The 20,005-nt window shown below is 57.4% G+C and carries 15 protein-coding genes; 3 read left to right on the forward strand and 12 right to left on the reverse strand.

The genetic code is table 11. The features are described 5' to 3' along the window. Positions 1 to 19 precede the first annotated feature (19 nt). Positions 20 to 1,174, reverse strand: a complete 1,155-nt coding sequence (locus MQE22_RS09500) for an outer membrane beta-barrel protein (RefSeq protein WP_215873193.1) — start codon at positions 1,172 to 1,174, stop codon at positions 20 to 22. A gap of 278 nt (positions 1,175 to 1,452) precedes the next feature. On the opposite strand from MQE22_RS09500, the gene glnA reads away from it, so the two are divergent. Continuing rightward, positions 1,453 to 2,868, forward strand: a complete 1,416-nt coding sequence (glnA, locus tag MQE22_RS09505; RefSeq protein ID WP_255789680.1) for a glutamate--ammonia ligase — start codon at positions 1,453 to 1,455, stop codon at positions 2,866 to 2,868. A 61-nt stretch (positions 2,869 to 2,929) separates the two neighbouring features. On the opposite strand, the gene ntrC is transcribed toward glnA, so the two are convergent. Both ntrC and glnL read right to left on the reverse strand, forming a co-directional pair. Next, on the reverse strand, positions 2,930 to 4,378 hold the full coding sequence (ntrC, locus tag MQE22_RS09510; RefSeq protein WP_255789681.1) for a nitrogen regulation protein NR(I): 1,449 nt from the start codon (positions 4,376 to 4,378) through the stop codon (positions 2,930 to 2,932). Beyond that, the gene (gene glnL / locus MQE22_RS09515; protein WP_255789682.1) at positions 4,375 to 5,466 is read right to left on the reverse strand and encodes a nitrogen regulation protein NR(II); all 1,092 of its coding nucleotides are present in this window, start codon (positions 5,464 to 5,466) and stop codon (positions 4,375 to 4,377) included. The genes ntrC and glnL overlap by 4 nt, the downstream gene beginning before the upstream one ends. Positions 5,467 to 5,751: 285 nt before the next feature. Here glnL and MQE22_RS09520 point away from each other — a divergent pair, with 285 nt between their 5' ends. Beyond that, positions 5,752 to 6,720 carry a PDC sensor domain-containing protein gene (locus MQE22_RS09520; RefSeq protein WP_215870847.1) on the forward strand — a complete coding sequence of 323 codons (969 nt, stop codon included), beginning with the start codon at positions 5,752 to 5,754 and terminating at the stop codon, positions 6,718 to 6,720. 18 nt (positions 6,721 to 6,738) lie between these two features. Here the strand turns inward: MQE22_RS09520 and MQE22_RS09525 are convergent, their stop codons facing one another. From MQE22_RS09525 to MQE22_RS09565, 9 genes are all read right to left on the reverse strand, one after another. Then, a complete protein-coding gene (locus MQE22_RS09525; RefSeq protein ID WP_215870846.1) occupies positions 6,739 to 7,206 on the reverse strand; it encodes a hypothetical protein in 468 nt (155 codons plus the stop codon). Positions 7,207 to 7,361: 155 nt separating this feature from the next. After that, a complete protein-coding gene (locus tag MQE22_RS09530) occupies positions 7,362 to 7,628 on the reverse strand; it encodes an EexN family lipoprotein (protein ID WP_215870845.1) in 267 nt (88 codons plus the stop codon). Positions 7,629 to 7,668: 40 nt separating this feature from the next. Continuing rightward, complete coding sequence (locus MQE22_RS09535) at positions 7,669 to 7,830, reverse strand: DUF1328 domain-containing protein (protein WP_215870844.1); 162 nt, start codon at positions 7,828 to 7,830, stop codon at positions 7,669 to 7,671. 495 nt (positions 7,831 to 8,325) lie between these two features. Beyond that, positions 8,326 to 11,688 (reverse strand): transglutaminase family protein, encoded by a 3,363-nt coding sequence (locus MQE22_RS09540; protein ID WP_215870843.1) that lies wholly within the window; start codon positions 11,686 to 11,688, stop codon positions 8,326 to 8,328. An 11-nt stretch (positions 11,689 to 11,699) separates the two neighbouring features. Then, positions 11,700 to 12,692, reverse strand: a complete 993-nt coding sequence (locus MQE22_RS09545) for an alpha-E domain-containing protein (protein WP_215870842.1) — start codon at positions 12,690 to 12,692, stop codon at positions 11,700 to 11,702. Then, positions 12,692 to 14,140 (reverse strand): circularly permuted type 2 ATP-grasp protein, encoded by a 1,449-nt coding sequence (locus tag MQE22_RS09550; protein ID WP_215870841.1) that lies wholly within the window; start codon positions 14,138 to 14,140, stop codon positions 12,692 to 12,694. Before MQE22_RS09550 ends, MQE22_RS09545 begins: the two co-directional genes overlap by 1 nt. A gap of 168 nt (positions 14,141 to 14,308) precedes the next feature. Next, entirely contained in the window at positions 14,309 to 15,049 is a 741-nt protein-coding gene (locus MQE22_RS09555; RefSeq protein ID WP_215870840.1) for a proteasome-type protease, read from the reverse strand. 125 nt (positions 15,050 to 15,174) lie between these two features. Then, positions 15,175 to 16,347 (reverse strand): outer membrane beta-barrel protein, encoded by a 1,173-nt coding sequence (locus MQE22_RS09560; protein ID WP_215870839.1) that lies wholly within the window; start codon positions 16,345 to 16,347, stop codon positions 15,175 to 15,177. A 193-nt stretch (positions 16,348 to 16,540) separates the two neighbouring features. Then, complete coding sequence (locus MQE22_RS09565) at positions 16,541 to 17,848, reverse strand: ammonium transporter (RefSeq protein WP_215870838.1); 1,308 nt, start codon at positions 17,846 to 17,848, stop codon at positions 16,541 to 16,543. A gap of 250 nt (positions 17,849 to 18,098) precedes the next feature. Here MQE22_RS09565 and htpG point away from each other — a divergent pair, with 250 nt between their 5' ends. Next, positions 18,099 to 19,988 carry a molecular chaperone HtpG gene (gene htpG, locus MQE22_RS09570; RefSeq protein ID WP_215870837.1) on the forward strand — a complete coding sequence of 630 codons (1,890 nt, stop codon included), beginning with the start codon at positions 18,099 to 18,101 and terminating at the stop codon, positions 19,986 to 19,988. The last annotated feature ends 17 nt before the right edge of the window (positions 19,989 to 20,005 follow it).

Raw genomic sequence — 20,005 nt, forward strand, 5'->3', positions numbered from 1 at the left:
TACCCCCTTGTGATTGCCATCAGAAAAGAAAGCCGGTCTCGACCATCCCGCGCACCTGATTGGTCGCCAGACTATTCTGGCCTGCAAATCCGGTACCCGCAGGGGTTGAGGCGGTAACGTAGGAGAGTTCCGCACGGGCGAAGAAATCCCCCGATTGATAAGTGGGGGTTACCGTTAGTGACCAGGCATGGGAGTCGTCAGGAAGATCAGTCAGCGAGGAAGCAACGCTTTCCAGACCTTCTCCCGGCACGCCGCCCACATCAAGGTATTCCACCCGGCCAGCCAGGGAGATATCGGAATCTACGGCATAGTTCACCAGCAGCGATCCACCGTAGTTGTCAAAGCTCTTGTCGATTCTCAAACGCGCCGACTTAGGCGTGGTCATGTACTGAAAATATGGTTCGACAGTCCACGGTCCGGAACTGTACGTGTACATCAGACCGTAGATTTGGCTGACCGTACCGTAAGCGCTATAGGCAGCGATGTTGGGCGCTGATTCTCGCACTTTTCCGAGTGGACCGTCGGCATAAAATGCCAAGGTATTGGCGCTGTTGATGGTATAGGTCAGCAATCCACTTAGAACATTATAGCGGTTGGAATAATAACCATCGTTCCACGATAGAGAAGCACTCAGCGGGCCTGCACTGGCATTGAATTGAATGCCGCGGCTGACAATCGGCTCCATATCCCAAAGCAATCCGCGTTCGATATTGATATTCTGATAAGTAAAGCCGCCCTCGGCGCCAATCAGCGTGGGGAGCTTACCAATTTCTATCGAATAGTCACTGCTGGGCGCAATTTTCAGATAGGCAATGGGCAGGGCGCCGAAATCATTTATGGTACTAGTGGGATTAGCGCCGGTAAGGGTCGCTGCCAGGGTGGGAAAGCTGTAGACCCCCGCCTGGGCATAAAATTGCAACAGGCCCGAGCTCTTCTGCACAATTACCGAACCGTTGGTGATGGTAGCGCCCGCATACTTGGCCCCGAGGGTGCCAGCCCCTCCCTGCGGATTGTCCTGCCAGAAGGCCATTCCACTCGCTACGCCCTGCACCCCAATCTTGCCTAGGGGTCCAGCACTAACTTCGATGGGATTCGGCAGGGTCAAAGAAGCCTCAGCCATGGGAGCGGCTAGAGCGGCAACTACGGCAGCGGAGAGTATCCATGTTTTTTTCATTACGGTTGTCCTCGTAGGTGGTAAAAAAGCGAATGCCCTGTTGCAGAATCCGTGCCACCTTAGATAACTACATATACTTCATATAGTTACAAGAACACAAACGGCAGAATCGAGACAGAATTCTACCGTAATGCACTTTTATAGTGCATACGGAGCTTCCATCGCACTGCTTAGGTGCATCATTGGCGTCTACGCCCCCGGATTTACCGGCGATGTGGATGGCACATAACCTGCTTACCTATCGAGTGCGTTTCCTATAACAGGCAGGAGTGCAACAAATGGGTATGACCCCAGCAGAAGTTCTAACGCTGATCACCGAAAAAGATGTCAAGTTCATTGATTTTCGTTTTACCGACACCAAGGGCAAGGAACAGCACGTCTCGGTGCCGTCCCACACCATCGAAGAGAAGACCTTTATCGAAGGCAAGATGTTTGATGGTTCCTCCATTACCGGCTGGAAGGGCATTAACGAGTCCGACATGATCCTCATGCCCGAGGCGGGTTCGGCGGTACTCGATCCCTTCACCGACGAGGTCACCCTGATCATTCGTTGCGACGTGATCGAGCCTGCCACCGGCCAGGGCTATGAGCGCGATCCGCGCAGCCTGGCCAAGCGCGCCGAGGCGTATCTGAAGAGCACCGGCATTGCCGATACCGCCTACTTTGGGCCGGAGAACGAATTCTTCGTCTTCGATTCCGTCACCTGGCACATCGACATGAGTGGCTGCGGCTATAAGGTCGATGCCGAAGAGGCGGCCTGGAATTCCGGCAAGGAATACGAATCGGGCAACATGGGCCATCGTCCGGGCGTCAAGGGCGGCTACTTTCCGGTACCGCCGGTGGATTCGGCACAGGATCTGCGTTCGGCCATGTGTCTGGCCCTGGAGGAGATGGGCTTGACCGTCGAAGTGCACCATCACGAGGTGGCCACCGCCGGGCAGCATGAGATCGGCGTGGGCTTCAGCACCCTGACGCGCAAGGCCGATGAGGTGCAGATTCTCAAATACGTGGTGCACAACGTCGCGGCGGCCTATGGGCAGACCGCTACCTTCATGCCCAAGCCCATCGTCGGCGACAATGGCAGCGGCATGCACGTGCATCAGTCCCTGGCCAAGGATGGCAAGAACCTCTTCACCGGCGACGCCTATGGTGGTCTGTCGGAGCTGGCGCTGTACTACATCGGCGGCATCATCAAGCACGCCAAGGCCATCAACGCCCTGACCAACCCCAGCACCAACAGCTACAAGCGTCTGGTGCCCCACTTCGAGGCGCCGGTGCTGCTCGCCTACTCGGCCAAGAACCGTTCGGCCTCGATTCGTATCCCCTATGTCAGCAACCCCAAGGCGCGGCGCATCGAGGTGCGTTTCCCGGATTCCACCGCCAATCCCTATCTGGCCTTTGCGGCGATGATGATGGCGGGCCTGGATGGCATCCAGAATAAGATCCATCCCGGCGATGCCATGGACAAGAACCTCTATGATCTGCCCGCCGAAGAGCAGGAGAAGATCCCTGGCGTGGCGGCCTCGCTGGAAGAGGCCCTGCGCGCCCTGGAGGCCGATCATGAGTTCCTGATGAAAGGTGGGGTCTTTACCCCGGAATGGCTGGAAGGCTACCTGGAAGTGAAGTGGGCCGAGGTCCAGGCCCTGCGCGTCACCACCCATCCCGTCGAATACCAGATGTACTATAGTCTTTGATTTGCGTTTCAACCTCCGTCGTCATTGGCCCGGGTTCGCCCGGGCTTTTTTGTGGACGGGGTTATTCCATACCGAGAGACCGCATCTTACGGGCGATGGTGTTGCGGCCCCAACCCAAACGCTCGGCTGCTAACTGTTTGTGGCCATGGCTGGCATCCAACGCCGCCTGCAGGAGTACCCGCTCAAAATCCGGCAATAGCGCGTCGAGTACGGCGTTGTCGCCGTCCTGCAGGCGCGCCGCGGCTTCTTGGTGCAGCAAACTGCGCCAATCTCCGGAAACCGGCATTTCTCCGGCATCCGGCGTGGCGGAGTCGGACTCCCTGCTATCGCCTTGCCCACGCACGCTTTCCGCTGGCAATAATTCCGGTGGCAAATCGCTCAGTTCCACCCGCTGGCTAGGGGCCATCACGGTGATCCAGCGGCAGCTGTTTTCGAGCTGGCGCACATTGCCCGGCCAAGACCAGGCGGCCATCCGCGCCTCTGCCTCTGGGCTGAGTGTCTTGCCTTCCACCCCCAGGCTCTCCGCCGCCCGATGCAAAAAGAAACGCGCCAGACGCGGAATGTCAGAGCGACGCTCGCGCAGTGGCGGGATGTGAATGGAGATGACGTTGAGACGATGATAGAGGTCTTCGCGGAAACTGCCATCGCGCACCTTCGCCTGCAGATCCTGATGGGTTGCAGCGAGAATGCGGACATCGGCGCGAATGGGTGCATGCCCACCAACCCGATAGTAGGTACCGTCGGAAAGCACTCGCAACAAACGGGTCTGCAAGGCAGCGGGCATATCGCCAATCTCGTCCAAAAACAGGGTGCCACCCGCCGCCTGTTCAAAACGGCCTTTCCGTGCCTGCACCGCCCCGGTAAAGGCGCCTTTCTCATGGCCAAAGAGCTCGGACTCGAGCAGTTCGGCAGGGATTGCTGCCGTATTGATGGCGACGAAGGGGCCATCCACTCGGGGGCTGTGCCGGTGCAGGGCCCGGGCTACGAGTTCCTTGCCTGACCCAGATTCGCCCAGTATCAGGACGTTGATACTGGAGCGGGAGAGGCGCCCAATGGCACGGTAGACCTCTTGCATCGCCGGCGACTCGCCAATGATTTCCGTGTCCCGGCGGTCGAAGCCCGATTCCTCTTGGGCCGCCTGCTGACCTTCCACCGTGAGGGCACGTTGCACCAAAGACACGGCATCGTCGATGTCAAACGGCTTCGCCAGATACTCGAAAGCGCCCCCCTGAAAGGCGGCCACCGCGTTTTCCAGATCCGAGTGGGCAGTAATGATGATGACCGGCAGTTGCGGGTGACGCTGCTGGATTTCCCGCAAAAAACTCAATCCATCCAGGCCCGGCATGCGCAGGTCGCTGACCACCGCCCCCGGACGTTCCCGCCCCATAGCACGTAGCGCGAGATCGGCATCGGCAAAGCTGCGGACGGGAATCTCGGCCTTCTGCAGGGCCTTCTCCAGGACCCAGCGAATGGAAGGGTCATCATCGATCACCCAAACAGCAGAATTCATGAAAATCTCCCATCAGGCAGCGGCAGGCGCACAGAAAATACGGTATCTCCGGGTTGCGAACGACAATGAACCGTCCCCCCGTGGCTGCGCACGAGGTTCTGTACAATGGCCAGGCCCATCCCCATACCCTCCGCCCGACTGGTCACCAAGGGTAAAAAAATCCGCGGCAACAGGTCTTCCGGAATTCCCGGTCCGTCATCGCTGATATCCACCCGCAATACGAGACGATAGAGACGCTGTTGCAAATTCATGAAGCGCTCGACCCGCGTGCGGATCAGGATCGTCCCCTGTCCGGCCAATGCCTGGCGGGCATTGCGCAGGAGATTCAGAAACACCTGTACCAGCTGTTCGGGATCCGCCTCAAATTCGGGTATGGAGAGATCATAATCGAAACGCAAGGCGACGCCGGTTGGCAAATTGACTTGCAACAAGCGGCGTACATGCTCGAGGACTTCATGGATATTGACCATACGCCTTTGCGGCTGGGTTTTGTCCCCACGCAGCCGGTCGACCAGACGCCGTAGGCGATCCACTTCATGCAGGATGATGCGGGTATATTCTTGCAGCTCGGGGGAAGGCAGTTCACGCTCCAGGAGCTGTGCCGCACCCCGCAATCCGCCCAACGGATTTTTAATTTCATGGGCCAGACCAGCAAGCATTTCTTGCGCCGCCTCGAAGACCTTGTCCTGCATCTCCTCTTCCGCCCGGCGCAGGGACGCCTCGACCGGCCGCAGCTCCAGCACCCAAGAGCTGCCCGTGCTGAGCCCACTACACAGAAGGTCGACGACCGCCCGACTACCGTCGGCCACGCGCAGCGGCACGGCATGGCGACTTACCATCGTGCCGGCTCGCCGTGCGTCACTCAAAATGCTTTTTAGGCTTTCTCCTTCTGCGGTCGCGCAAAACGACTCCAGGGCTTTGCCGCGACTGACACTGGCGCTCACCCGCAGCAAATTCTCGGCGCTGGCATTGAGGTACTCCACCTCATCCTCTGCGGACAGCAGTAGTACAGCGGCGTCGAGTCCATCAAGAATCGCCATTGGTTCGGGGCTTGCAGTTTTTTTCTTCGAACGTTTGATCGGAATCACGAGAATGTCCCATGTCGTCTTTGCCGAGATAGTGCAAAGCCTATGCCAATAGAATTACCTTTTTTTGCACAGTTCCGTGGCAGCATCGCACCAGTATAGTGCAAAGCGGACGCACAAGGCAGGCTTTTCGAGCCGTCGGAGCAATAAAAAAGGCGGCCGGGGCCGCCGAGACATTCGAGGAGGAGTGACCATGACTATGATCATCCTGTATCTAGCACTAAGCGTGCCAAGTCTCGGCGCATTGCTTGCTTGGTCTGCAGGTGTCCTTGCATGGAGGTCCGGGCCATGAATCGCTTTGAGCAGTTCCACGAGTCACAGCGGGAGCTTCGCATGCTCATGGTTGGCGCAGTGGAAAGCGTTGCCAGTGCTCACTTGTTTCGACAGTCGGCTGCCGAACGAAGGCGAACCCTGGCGCAGGTCATGCGCAGCCATGGGTTCCTCGACCTTCTCTATCTGCTGGATGCGAAGGGCGTTCAACTCGGAGACAATGTCGTCTGTCGGCGCCTGCACAGTGCCCGGGGTGGCGACGGCATCGACCGCAGCCATCGTCCCTACTTCCGATCAGCGCGCAACGCCGGCGCGCCTATCGTTACAGAACCCTATCTTTCTTTGGCCACCAGCCGCTTCTGCGTCACGGTTGCCATCCCGATCTATCGCGATACAGGCGAGTTGTTGGGCGTGTTGGTAGGGGACAGCGAGCTCGATCGTGCGCTCTCACTATTACAGGAAGACGATACCCGACGCAGCTTCGAGCCCTTTTTTAAGGCGTTTTACGCACTCTTTTCGTGCGGCTTGCTACTCGTGAGTGCATCTTTGGGCATCCATGGCTTCGCCGCACTCCGCGGCCTATGGCACTGGCAAAATCCCTTGAGCGATTTCACTGCACCGTTTCAGGCCACCATCCTCTTCACCCTGGCGCTGGCCGTCTTTGACCTCGCCAAGACCATACTCGAAGAAGAAGTACTGTTACGCAAAGATGTACGCCGTCACAGCAGCACCCGTCGTACCCTGACGCGCTTTATAGCTGCCATTGCCATCGCAGTTTCCATCGAGGGGCTGATGCTGGTCTTCAAGTTTGCCCTGGACCATCCCCAAGAGCTCTGGCTGGCCGTTCTGCTATTGCTCGCTACCGCGATGCTGCTAGCAGCCTTGGCGGTCTATGTATATCTCGGTGCGAAGGCGGAACGAATCCTCACCGAACAACGGCGGCAAATCCTCCCTTCGAGCGACCCGGCGCCAGAGCACACAAAGTGATTACCACCTACCTGTGCGCTACCCGATCTTTTCTGACGTTTTTGCCATGCGACGTAGTTCATGTTGAAAATCGGCCACCCACCGCAGAAGCAAATTCGTCACGAAGCCTGAAAGAATCAGCGCGTAATTAGCAAGTTGCATATCTTTGTACGCACCAGAACCTCCTTTGAATATCAACGCAGCATTCTTTGTCCCATTTGCCAAAAGCTCCAAGGTAAACAAAGAGGATGAAAATATAATCAACGTAATCAAGCAAACATTTATTGCCAGATTCCAGGTATTATGCTCGATACGCTTAGCCACCAATACCGAATCTGAATAATAAATAATAGACATTAGAGACATCTCTAACGATAACTCAGAAATTTTTCCAGCATATACATTAATGATTATAAAAAACAAGTATATCAGGACAGGAATACTGAGAATTGCTATCTCAGAAAATGCTGCCACAAAAATATGAAAAATTTTTCTACGCGCAATCATAGATAGAACTCACTGTGGATTTGGAGAAGTTCACATATCTCAATGCCCTCACTTTTAGGAAAATAAGACAATGACTTCGCGACCATCGAAAAAACACACGATGCAGAGGACCGCGCACTAGGCCGTCCTCTGCATCGTAAAAACTGCAATGCAGGTTACAAGTCGTTTTTGACGCTCTGCACAGTTTTCTTGGCGTTATAGGACAGTGCCTGGCTCTCCGCTTCCTTGACATTTTTGCAGGAAGTGAGTTTGGAGCGATCTGCACTCTCTTTACACCAATGACTTTCCTTCTGCATCTGATTCTGATGATGCAAATACCAAGACACGTCATGCCCTCCCTCCGGCCCTTCACCAACACCAGAGCATCCGGCCAAACCCAGGAGTCCAGCGAGGACCAAAAGCGTTACCGTCAGATTCTTCACAATTCCTCCTTTTGCAACTGACTCGTAGTGAAACTTGAAACTACGGGCGACGCCGCCCGGTAATCAAAGAAATCACGAACACGACAAGAAAAATAACAAAAATGATCTTGGCAACGCTCGCAGCCAATCCTGCCAAACCGGCAAATCCTAAGAACCCGGCTACGATCGCGATAACTAAGAACACCAATGTCCAATATAACATATCAATTACCTCCAGTTTTTCTTTCTGTTGATATTCGATTTCGATCGGTCACCCATACTCACAGGAATCGTGAGCAGAAGACGGAGATTTCCCGATGGACAACTTTTACCTTACAAAAATCAACTGAGAAAATGCATCTAGGCAAGCATGCTTACTCAGACCAATGTAGCTTGAAAGAAACCACTAAAACTATTTTGCGAATCTTTTCATATATTCAGGAGCATTTTCTATGCCAAATCACTCAACCTATTGAACAGATTTATTTTTTATATTGCACCGAGAGATTTTCCTTCTTTTTTTGTAGCCATATCGCTACAGATTAATCTATAAAATAAATATTATTATCTAAATATTAATCAATATCTTCATATTAATCAATGGTATGATCTCGAGAGAGAATAGAAACACAGTTTCACCAAACAGCGACAGTGACTCGCCAAGCAACCAGTGATAGGAAGAGAAGAGAGAAATTATCTTCCTACCAATTATTGATGCCTAGCGTATGCGGCGCAAATCGAGGGTACAGGGATAGTCGGGATTGGGAGATTCGGCTGGCGGTTGTAGCGAACCCAGCGGATTGCCATGGGGATAAAATTCCCGCAGGCCGCCACGCTCCGGCGGTGGCTGTAAAGAACCCTGGGTGAAGCCCAGCGGCTCAAAGCGCACGATCCGGCGCCCTTCGGCCTCGTAGGCGTTGACCGGGAAGCGTTCATAGTTGCGTCCGCCGGGGTGTGAGACCCGGTAGGTGCAACCGCCAATGGAGCGACCATTCCAGGTGTCGATCAAGTCGAAAACCAGGGGCACATCGAGAGGCAGCTCGGGGTGCAATGCCGAAACCGGCTGCCAGGCACGGTAACGCACGCCGGCCACCGCCTCGCCTTGGGTACCGGTGGCGCGCAGCGGCAAGCGGCGGCCGTTGCAGACCAGCACATAGCGGTCCGTTGCCATCCCCGTCACCCGCACCTGCAGACGCTCCACCGAGGCATCGACAAAGCGCGCCGTGCCCTGCCCCGTCGCCTCTTCGCCCAGCACTGGCCAGGGCTCCAGGGCCATCCGCAGCTCGATTTCCACATCGCGAATGCGCACCCGGCCCAAAACCGGAAAACGGAATTCGAGAAAAGGTGCAAACCACTCCAGGGCCATGGGATAGGAGCATTCCTGCAACTCCGCGCAGATCTCGCGCAGGTCTTCCCACAGGTAGTGGGGGAGCATCCAGCGATCGTAGAGGCTGGTGCCCCAGCGTTGCAGGCGGCCCCGGTACGGGGTTTGCCAGAAGCGCACTACCAGCGCCCGCACCAGCAAACTCTGCACCAGCGCCATGCGAGGATGCGGTGGCATCTCAAAGGCACGAAGTTCCAACAGTCCCAGACGCCCACTGGCGGAATCCGGCGAATATAACTTATCGATGCAAAACTCGGCGCGGTGGGTATTGCCGGTGAGATCCACGAGAAAATTACGCAGCAGTCGATCCACCCGCCAGGGTGCCGAACTCACGCCCTGCGGCAGTTGCGCCAGGGCAATCTCCAGTTCGTAGAGGGCGGTGTCACGCCCTTCATCCACGCGCGGCGCCTGCGACGTAGGGCCGATGAAGAGGCCGCTGAAGAAATAGGACAGGGTCGGATGATTCTGCCAGTAACGCAGCATGGAACCGAGGAGATCGGGGCGACGGAGGAAGGGGCTATCTTCCGGCCAGGCGGCGCCCAGGGTCATGTGATTACCGCCACCGGTGCCGGTGTGCCGGCCATCGAGCATGAATTTTTCCGCTCCCAAACGGCACAGCCGGGCCTCGCCATACAGGCGCTCGGTCTTGTCCCGCAGTTCCTCCCAACTCGTGGAGGGATGGATATTGACCTCGATGACCCCCGGATCCGGGGTCACGGCAAAACTGCGCAAACGTGCGTCCTTGGGGGGCGGATATCCCTCGATACGCAGCGGCACACCGAGCTCTACCGCCGTACCCTCGATCGCGGCGATGAGATCGAGGTAATGTTCCAGCACCCCCAAGGGCGGCAAAAAGACATTCAGCGCGCCCTCGCGCCATTCGATGGCCAAGGCCGTATGCGGCACCTCCACCCAAACCTTGTTGGGTAACTGCAGATCGGCAGGTGCCGGCGGCGCTGCTTGTCGCTGCATCCAGGTGGAATAGCGGGCCTCCACCTCTCCATGAATATCGGCGGATAACGGCGGTCGCTCGGCAAAGGGATCGGGTTCCGGCTGAATTTCCTGCTCAGCAGCCCAAGGCAACCCGGACAACGGCAAGCGCAAGCCCAAGGGAGAGTTTCCCGGCAGCAGGAACAACGCACCCCGGCGGAATTTCCAGGGGGCACTGTGCCAGCAACTCCTGCGCCAATCCCAGGAAAGCGGCAGCACAAAACCTGTAGGCGTCCGCAGGCCCCGCGACAGGGCAATGGCCAATTCGCTGCGCGCGGCGGGATCGTCCAATCCTTCTACCTGTAACCAGTCGACATCGTTGGGCTGCTGCGCCTCACGCCAGAGCTGGTAGAGAGGATCTTCGTAGGCTGGACTCAGGCAGTCCGTCGCCAGTCCCAACCGCTGGACAAGGAGCCGGGCAAAGCGTTCGGCATCCGCCGGCGCGACAACGGACGCCGCTCCCGGCTGCCACTGCAACTGCCTCTGCCGCCAGATTGGCACCCCATCGCTGCGCCAATAACAGCTCAATGCCCAACGCGGCAACGGCTCACCGGGATACCACTTGCCCTGCCCGGTATGAAAGAGGGCGCCGGGGGCAAACTGGGTAGCCAGGCGCCGCAACAATTGCTCCGCCCGCTCGCGCTTGTCGCGCCCGAGAGCAGAGGTATTCCACTCCGGCGCATCCATATCATCCACCGCCACGAAGGTGGGCTCCCCGCCCTGGGTCAGGCGCACGTCCAAGCGCTGTAAATCGGCGTCTACCTTATTCCCCAAGGCATTGATATCCGCCCAAGTCGGTTCATCGTAAGGCAGGGTGACGCGCGGATCCTCATGGATACGACGCACCTCATTGCGAAACGAAAATTCCACTTCACAGGGATCGATGGCGCCACTGATGGGGGCGGCATCGCTGGGTTTGGGGGTACAAGCTAAGGGGATGTGCCCTTCTCCGGCAAAAAGGCCGGAGGTGGGATCGAGCCCAACCCAACCCGCGCCCGGCAGATAGACTTCGGCCCAGGCGTGCAGGTCGGTAAAGTCGGCGCTCGGCCCCGCCGGCCCCGCGATGGGCTTTTCGTCGGCAACCAGCTGCACCAGATACCCCGACACAAAGCGCGCGGCAAGTCCAAGATGCCGCAGAATCTGTACCAAGAGCCAAGCACTGTCGCGACAGGAGCCCGAGGCCAGACGCAGGGTCTCGTCGCAGCCCTGTACCCCGGGTTCCATGCGGATTCGGTAGCCAATGTCGCTCTGCAGGCGCTGATTCAGGTCGACCAAAAAATTGACCGTCGGCTGCGGTGCACGGGACACTTCTGCCAACCATTCCTGCAGCAAAGGTCCGGCGCTTTCGCATTCCAGATACGGACGCAGAGAGCCCAGGGTCTCGGCGTCATAGGAGAATGGGTATTGCTCTGCTGCCTCCTCCAAGAAAAAGTCGAAGGGATTGATGGCAACCATTTCGGCAATGAGTTCCACCGCTACCTGGAAGTGTCGTGCAGGCTCGGGAAAGGTCAGGCGGGCCAGATAATTGCCGAAGGGATCTTGTTGCCAATGCAGAAAATGAGGCTTGGGTTCGATCTGCAGGGAGTAGGCAAGAATGGGGGTCCGACAGTGCGGCGCCGGACGCAGACGGACAATGTGCGGGGCCATACCCACCCGACGGTCGAAACGGTACTCGGTGACGTGCGACAGAGCTACCTGTATGGCCATGATGATCCTCGCTAGGCTTGCAGTGCAAAGCGTTGCGAGGAGGGATGTGGGTACGGATCGTTTGCTTCCCGTACCCGGAAATAGGCGTTCTCGATGCTGTGGTGCAATACCCCCAAATCTCTTTGCACCTGATCGAGATACTCATGCAAGACCGCCGGCGTCAGCTCCTTGAGCTGCAGTTGATCGAGGCGCCGGCGGGTGCGGCGTAGGGCCTCGGCGGGAATACCAGCATTGGGGAGATAGGCCAGCGCCAGTTCCATATCCGTCAGGCAACTGCGCACACTGCGCGGGCATTTGCTGTCGCGCAAGAGGAACTCGACCGCACGGGCCGAACGCACCTGCACCCCAACATGCTGCCGGTACATCTCCAACGCGCTCATGGCGCGCAATACGCCCACCCAAAGACTTTGATAGACCGTCCGACGCATGCCCTGATCCTCCGGAGGGATCACCGCACTAACGACATCGACAATGCGCGATCCCATATCCGCACGCTCGATATTGCGGCCCAGCTTGATGAACTGGTACGCCGCATTCTGACTCATGCTACCAACCAGGAGGCCCACCAGGGCGTGCCGCCGGGCAATGACATTCTCGAGAAAGTCGAGGCGTGCCCGCCGATCTTCGGCAATATTTTCCTTTTCCAAACCATCCTGCACATAAAGGAAGAGCGAATTGATCCGCTCCCAGAACTCTCCGGGCAAAAGATCGCGAAAGGTACGACAATTCTCCCGCGCCTGATGCACGCAGGACAGCAGGGAGCTGGGATTGCGACTGTCGGCAATCAAAAAACGCATGATCGCCTTTTCGTTCGGCTGGCCGTAATGCTGTTGAAAGCGCTGCGCTTCGCCGGTGATCTGCAGCAGGATGTCCCAGCCAAAGCGGGTGCCGAGAGGTAAATCGAGCAGCAGCAGGGTGGCGGAGTTGATGAAGCGCCCCAAGTCCTCAGCCCGCTCCAGGTAACGGGCCATCCAGTACAGGTTTTCAGCGACACGCGAGAGCATCAGACATCCTCCTCGACAATCCAGGTATCCTTACTGCCACCTCCCTGGGAGCTGTTCACCACCAGGGAGCCGGCATTCATGGCCACACGGGTCAGTCCCCCGGTCGTCACGTAGCTGTCCTTGGCCTGCAAAATGAAGGGACGTAGGTCCAGGTGGCGTGGCTCCAGATGATCGCCAATCAGGGTCGGCGCGGTGGACAACGACAGAGTGGGTTGGGCGATATAATTGCGCGGGTCCTCGCGGATGCGTTCGGCAAAGCGCTGGCGTTCCTCCACAGAAGCCCGGGGGCCTATGAGCATACCATAGCCACCCGACTCATTGGCCGGCTTCACCACCAGTTCATCGAGATGCGCGAGCACATACTCCCGATCCGCATCCCGCAGGCACAGGTAGGTTGGAACGTTGGGCAATATCGGCTCTTCTTTCAGGTAATAGCGAATGAATTCCGGCACAAAGGCATAGACCACCTTGTCATCGGCAACCCCGGTTCCAGGGGCGTTGGCGATTGCCACGGTACCGCGCTTCCAGGCGCGCATTAGGCCGGAAACGCCGATGACGGAGTCGTCACGGAATACCTCGGGATCGAGAAAATCATCGTCCACCCGCCGGTAGATCACGTCCACCTGCAGTAGTCCCGAAATGGTGCGCAGAAATACCCGATCCTCGCTGTCGACCAGGAAATCCGTCCCTTCCGCCAGATAGGCGCCCATTTGTTGGGCAAGGTAGCTGTGCTCGAAATAGGCGGAGTTGTAGATTCCGGGCGTCAGCACCGCAATCACCGGCTTGTCGCTGGGCCGTGGGCTGAGATCGGCAAGCATGCTCGCCAACTGCGCCGGGTAATCGTCTACGGGCAGGATCGAACACATCGCGAAGATTTCCGGAAAAAGCCGCTTCATGATCGCGCGGTTTTCCAGCATATAAGAAACTCCCGAGGGCACGCGCAGGTTGTCTTCCAGCACATACACCGTGCCATCCGCATCGCGCACCAGATCCGAGCCACAGATATTGGCCCAGGCACCAAAGCGCGGATGCACGCCACGGCAGGCGGCGCGGAAATTCCTGGAGCCTTCAAGAATTTCGCGCGGGAAAACGTTGTCGTCGAGCACCCGTTGCTCGTTGTAGATGTCGTCGATGAAGTGATTGAGGGCCTTGAGCCGCTGCCGGAGTCCGGCTTCGATCTGCGTCCACTCGCGCGCCGACAGGGTGCGCGGCACAATGTCGAAGGGCCAGGAGCGATCGATGTTGCCTGCCTCGCTATAGACGGTGAAGGTGATACCCATGGCACGAATCGCCGTGTCCGCAGTCTCCTGACGCTGCCGCAGCGCCTCAGGGCCCAGTTTTTCAAAATGCTCGAGCAACGCCTTGGCGACGGCACGCGGCTTTCCTGCCGCAGTCAACAGCTCATCGTAAGAACTTCCTTCCGGGTACGCATACAGAATCTTTTGCATTGCCTGACTCCCGCAAGCCTTTCTCCGTCGTGGAGATATCGTCTTTCGATACCCCTCAGCGATGTCTAGCAAGGGGCGTGCCGATTACTTTCACAAGCTACTGACCTGCGCGACTACGCGAATGCGCAAAAATGGTGCAATTACACCGCCACGATCGACGGCATTGCACTACGATGATGCACCGCCCTCCCACGGGAAACGCGGCAATTCCTCCAGCGCGCGCGCCAGGCCGGCACTCCAGCCATCGGCAATGGCCTTATAAAAAGGATCATCGTCGTGCAAGCTCAAGCACTCTCCGCGCTGCAGACTATCCGCCCGATAGATCCCCAATTCGATCGGCGGACCAACGGTCAGATTGCTGCGAATGGTGGAATTCATGGACACCAGGGCACAACGGGCCGCCGCTTCGAGGGATAGACTGGGCTGCACCACGCGGTCGAGGATCGGCTTGCCGTACTTGCTCTCGCCAATCTGCAGGAAAGGATGGTCGGCCGATTCGTGAATATAATTGCCCTGCGGATAGATCAGATAGATGCCGGGAGATTCACCGGCAATCTGCCCCCCCAGAATAAAGCTCGCCTCGAAGACCGTATTGGCGGTGTCGCGCCCAGCCTGCACCCGCTGCACATCAGCGCTGAGCCAGCCAACGTAGTCGGCAGCAGCGGCCAAACTGGGTACCGTCCAGAGGCTCTGTGCCGAAGGGGTTTCGAGATCCTGCCGCAGCCGCTGCACCACCACTTGGGTGGTGGCCAGATTCCCGGACGAGAGCAGACTGAAGAAGCGTTGCCCTGGCAGCACAAACTCGTGCATCTTGGAGTAAGTATTGACATGATCCGTGCCAGCATTGGTCCGGGAATCGGAGCAAAATACCAACCCAGCTTCGACATGGATGGCCAAACAATAGGTCATCGAGCAGTCCTCTTTGTCATGCGGTCTATCGAGCTTGATTCTGGCGTAGTTGGCGCCGCTAGGGAAGCCCGCACAGAAAAGAGCGCGGAGTTCTCACGCTCCGCGCCCGAGGGGTGGGCCAAACCCTAGAACAGGAAACCGGTTTCCAGCATGCCACGCACCTGACTCTGGTTCAGGCCACTTTTCCCAAAGATTCCGGTATCAGCCGGCATCGTGGCCGCCACGTAGGCCAGTTCGCCGCGCGCAAAGAAACCGCCCTTCTGATAGGTGGGCGTCACGGTGAGCGACCAGGCGTGGGATCCGGGGCCGAAACCGGTGAGGTTGGCAGCGCCGTCGGTCACACTGCCCGAGTTGCTGATATACTCCACTCGACCCGCCAGAGAAACCGTATCGGTGAAGCTATAGTCCGCAAGTACGGCGGCGCCGAGGGTGCTGGTACTTTTCGAACCAGCTCCAAGCGCCTGAACGGCAGCGCCAGGCACCTGCGAGTACTGCACATAACTGGTCAGGGCCAAGTAATCACTAGTATAAGTATATCCCAGATCGTAGATCTGTTGATTATTTTGCAATGGTGCCGTCGCCAATGGTGCATACGTATAGTACGTGTGGCCCAGGTTACCATCCGCCTGCACGAAGACACTGTTTTTACCGTTGATAGCATAGCTAATGAGGCCACTCACCCAATTGAAACGATTGGAATAGAAGCCATCGTTCCAAGACAGAGCCGCAGTAATCGGTCCATTACTGTAGTTCAATTGTACACCCTTGACGATGGCATTTTCTTGTCCCCACAATAATCCCCGTTGAATATTCCAGTTCTGATAACTGAAGGTATATTCATCACCGGTCAGAGTATACAACTTGCCGATCTGTACATTGAAATGTTCCGTGGGTGCGATTTCGAGATAGGCAATGGGTAGGGCACCATAGCTGCCCTGCACATAGTTTCCGGTAGAGGCGAAGGGCGCAGCAAGGGTCAAAATGTTATAGGCCCCGGCCTGTATCATGAACTGAAACAGACCACTGGTCTTGGAAATCATCACCATCCCATTGCTGATATCCGCCGATGCAGCCTTGTTGGCCGGTGTACCGGATCCGGCAAAGGCATTGTCCTGCCACATGCCATAGGCACTCGCCACCCCTTGTGCGTTGAGCGTCCCCAGTGGCCCTGCGGAAAAATGCAGGGGAGCGGGCAGGCTCAGCGGTGCTGCCTGGACTTCCTCGCCAGCCAGGATACCACCTAGCGCCAACGCAATAGAGGAAAGGGATTTTTTTACCGAAGAATTCTTGCTGTTCATTGTATACGCTCCAAATACGAGTTTGAGATACCGCGATAAAGTCTGTGCAGAAATCGTGCCAGAACATTATGATGGAATTTGGCATTTGCCATAGACAATTTGCACTTTTTTAGGGCAGAAGGACCCAAGTGCGCACCATTTTGAGCAATGGCCTCGCGATTGATGCCGAGGCCATGCCCAAAGCTGCCTACACTTACATGTAGATTTGCTCGCCGTGCTGGGTGACGTCCAAACCTTCCCGCTCGGCCTCTTCACTCACCCGCAGACCAACGACCCAGTCGATGACCTTGAGGAGAATCCAAGTCACCAGAGCGTCGTAGCCAATGGTGATGCCCACACCGGTTGCCTGAATCCACAACTGATGCAGATTGCCCTCGAGAACGCCCGCCGTGCCGCCGATGGCAGCGACCGCGAAGACGCCCGTCAGCAAGGCGCCAATGATGCCGCCAACGGCGTGGACACCGAAGGCATCCAGAGAATCATCGTAGTTGAGCCAGTTTTTGACGTAGACCGAGGCCCAGAAGCAACCCACGCCTGCGGCAATGCCAATCCACAGTGAGCCCATGGGGCCGACAAAGCCGGAAGCCGGAGTGATGGCCACCAAGCCGGCGACCGCGCCGGAGCTCATTCCCAGCACCGTTGGCTTACCGCGTGCCCACCACTCCACAAACATCCAGGCCAGAGCAGCGGCGGCCGTTGCGATCTGCGTTACCGCCATGGCCATGCCCGCGCGATCACTGGCGGCAACTGCCGAACCGGCGTTGAAGCCAAACCAGCCGACCCAGAGCATCGCAGCGCCCATCAGGGTGAAGAGCAGATTGGCGGGATGCATGTTGTCATGCTTGTATCCCACCCGCTTGCCAATCATCAGGGCGGCAACCAACCCAGCGATACCGGCGTTGATGTGCACTACGGTGCCACCGGCATAATCCAGCACGCCATCGCCCCCCAGCCAGCCGCCAGGCCCCCAGACCATGTGGGCAATGGGCGCATAGACCAGCAACGACCAAAGGCCGGTAAACCACAGCAGCGCCGAGAATTTCATGCGCTCGGCAAAGGCACCAACAATGAGCGCGGGGGTGATAATGGCGAAGGTCATCTGAAAGGTCATGTATACCGTTTCGGGGATGGTCGGTGCCAGCGCGTTCACGCTATCCAGGCCGAGGCCGTGCAGGAAGAAGCGGCTGGCACCACCAATGAAGGCATTACCGGGCGTAAAGGCGAGAGAATACCCAAAGAACATCCATAGCACGGAAATGAGCGCGGTCACGGCAAAGCTCTGCGCCGCGGTGGCGAGAATGTTCTTGCGCCGCACCATGCCACCATAAAACAACGCCAGACCGGGAATCGTCATCAACAACACCAAAGCGGTCGATGTCAGCATCCAGGCGGTATCGCCGCCCTTGAAGGGCGTAGCCGTATCGGCCATGGCCCAGGGGCTGGCGAGAAAACTGATCGAGGCAGCAAGTGACGCTACCCCCAAGGCTCCCTTTCGAATCATAAACGCTCCTTAGACTATCTATTTGATTGTAAGGTCAAATCGTCCCCAAATTGGACGCTTTCCTTTGAGCAAAAAGCAGGCCATCTTGGCCTAGTCAAAAAAACAAAGAGTTAAAAACTCCTCGCTTTCCCTATGCACCAAAATTGTGCGCCAGCAGCGCTGTGCCCCCTGCCCTTGATTTTTTCGCGGCGCATCCCAATCTTTGCCGGCGAAGGCCGACATGGCGCAGGGTGAAATTTCAGGAGAAGACATGGCAGCAGCAAAAGAAACAATGCAGTTTCAGACCGAAGTGAATCAGCTTCTACAGTTGATGATTCACTCGCTCTATTCCAATAAGGAGATCTTCCTGCGCGAGTTGCTCTCCAACGCCTCCGACGCCTGTGACAAGCTCCGCTTCGAGGCCCTGTCCGATCCGGCGTTGCTGGAGGGCGGCAGCGAACTGCAGGTAGAGGTGGATTTCGATCCGGAAGCCCATACCCTCACCATCCGCGACAATGGCATCGGCATGAATCGCGACGAAGTCATTGCCAATATCGGTACCATTGCCAAGTCCGGCACGCGGGAATTCTTTCAGCGCCTCAGCGGCGATCAGGCAAAGGATGCGCAACTCATCGGGCAGTTTGGTGTCGGCTTCTATTCCGCTTTCATCGTCGCCGAGCGCGTTACCCTGAACACCCGCCGCGCCGGCATGGAGCCCCAGCATGGGGTCCGTTGGGAATCCGACGGTACCGGCGCCTACACCCTGGAAACCGTCGAATTACCAACCCGCGGCACGGAAATTATCCTCCACATCCGCGAAGACGAGCGCCAAGACCTGCTCAACTCCTGGCGACTGCGCTCCATCATCGGTAAATACTCCGACCACATTCCTCTGCCCATCCGCATGCGCAAGCTTGGGGAAGACGGCAAACCCAGCGAGGAATGGGAAACCGTCAACAAGGCTTCGGCCCTCTGGCAGCGCCCCAAGGCGGAGATCAGCGACGAGGAATACAAGGAGTTCTACCAGCACGTCAGCCATGACTTCGGCGAGCCCTTGGCTTGGGTGCACAATCGCGTCGAAGGCCGCCTGGAGTACACCTCCCTGCTCTATATCCCCGCCAGGGCTCCCTTCGATCTCTGGGATCAAAAGCAGACCCATGGCGTCAAACTCTACGTGCAGCGCGTCTTCATCATGGACGACGCCGAGCAGCTCCTGCCACGTTATCTACGCTTCGTACGCGGAGTGATCGATTCCAGCGACCTGCCCCTGAACGTCTCGCGTGAAATCCTGCAGGGTAACCGCACCATCGAACAGATGCGCTCCGGGGCGTCTAAACGCATTCTGGGCTTGCTGGAAGAGATTGCGGAAAAAGATCCGGAAAAATACCAGAAGTTCTGGAACGAGTTCGGACGAGCCCTGAAGGAGGGTCCGGGTGAGGACTTCAGCAACCGCGAGCAGATTGCCAAGCTCCTGCGTTTTGCCAGCACCTACAGCGATACCGAGCTGCAGAACGTCTCTCTGGCCGATTATGTGGGGCGGATGAAGGAAGGCCAGGACAAGATTTACTACATCACTGCCGACTCTTTCCTGGCGGCGAAGAACAGCCCGCAACTGGAGCTGCTGCGCAAAAAGGGCATCGAGGTATTGCTGCTCAGCGACCGGGTAGACGAATGGCTGACCAGTCACCTGCACGAATTTGACGGCAAGAGCCTGGTCTCGGCCGCCAAGGGCGACCTGGATCTGGGCCAGACGGAAACGGAAGAAGAGAAAAAGGCCCAAGAGGAAACCGAAAAGGCCGCCGAGGGCTTGGTCGAACGCATCCAAAAGGCCTTGGGCGAGCGCGTCGAAAAGGTTCGCGTATCCCACCGCCTCACCAGTTCGCCGTCCTGCATCGTCCTTGGGGAACGCGATATGGCCTTGTACATGCAGCAGTTGCTCAAGCAGGCCGGGCATGAAATGCCCAGCAGCAAGCCGACCTTGGAGATCAATCCGCAGCATCCCATGCTGGCACGCATCGAAAAAGAGACGGACGAGACCCACTTTGGCGAATGGTCCGCGCTTTTACTCGACCAGGCGATCCTGGCGGAGGGTGGACAGTTGGAGGATCCCGCCAGCTTTGTCGCCCGCCTGAACCAGCTCATGCTTGCTCTGGCGGACTGAAGCAAAACCGAGGCCCC

Source organism: Acidithiobacillus sp. YTS05, assembly GCF_024396695.1.
Classification (GTDB): Bacteria; Pseudomonadota; Gammaproteobacteria; order Acidithiobacillales; family Acidithiobacillaceae; genus Igneacidithiobacillus; species Igneacidithiobacillus copahuensis.

Bases quoted from the DNA above. Each gene is read 5' to 3' on its own strand.
- MQE22_RS09565 (WP_215870838.1), bottom strand. From the start codon at position 17,848: ATGATTCGAAAGGGAGCCTTGGGGGTAGCGTCACTTGCTGCCTCGATC.
- MQE22_RS09560 (WP_215870839.1), bottom strand. From the start codon at position 16,347: ATGAACAGCAAGAATTCTTCGGTAAAAAAATCCCTTTCCTCTATTGCG.
- MQE22_RS09540 (WP_215870843.1), bottom strand. From the start codon at position 11,688: ATGGCCATACAGGTAGCTCTGTCGCACGTCACCGAGTACCGTTTCGAC.
- ntrC (WP_255789681.1), bottom strand. From the start codon at position 4,378: ATGAATTCTGCTGTTTGGGTGATCGATGATGACCCTTCCATTCGCTGG.
- MQE22_RS09545 (WP_215870842.1), bottom strand. From the start codon at position 12,692: ATGCTCTCGCGTGTCGCTGAAAACCTGTACTGGATGGCCCGTTACCTG.
- htpG (WP_215870837.1), top strand. From the start codon at position 18,099: ATGGCAGCAGCAAAAGAAACAATGCAGTTTCAGACCGAAGTGAATCAG.
- MQE22_RS09500 (WP_215873193.1), bottom strand. From the start codon at position 1,174: ATGAAAAAAACATGGATACTCTCCGCTGCCGTAGTTGCCGCTCTAGCC.
- MQE22_RS09550 (WP_215870841.1), bottom strand. From the start codon at position 14,140: ATGCAAAAGATTCTGTATGCGTACCCGGAAGGAAGTTCTTACGATGAG.
- glnA (WP_255789680.1), top strand. From the start codon at position 1,453: ATGGGTATGACCCCAGCAGAAGTTCTAACGCTGATCACCGAAAAAGAT.
- MQE22_RS09555 (WP_215870840.1), bottom strand. From the start codon at position 15,049: ATGACCTATTGTTTGGCCATCCATGTCGAAGCTGGGTTGGTATTTTGC.
- MQE22_RS09535 (WP_215870844.1), bottom strand. From the start codon at position 7,830: ATGTTATATTGGACATTGGTGTTCTTAGTTATCGCGATCGTAGCCGGG.
- MQE22_RS09520 (WP_215870847.1), top strand. From the start codon at position 5,752: ATGAATCGCTTTGAGCAGTTCCACGAGTCACAGCGGGAGCTTCGCATG.
- MQE22_RS09525 (WP_215870846.1), bottom strand. From the start codon at position 7,206: ATGATTGCGCGTAGAAAAATTTTTCATATTTTTGTGGCAGCATTTTCT.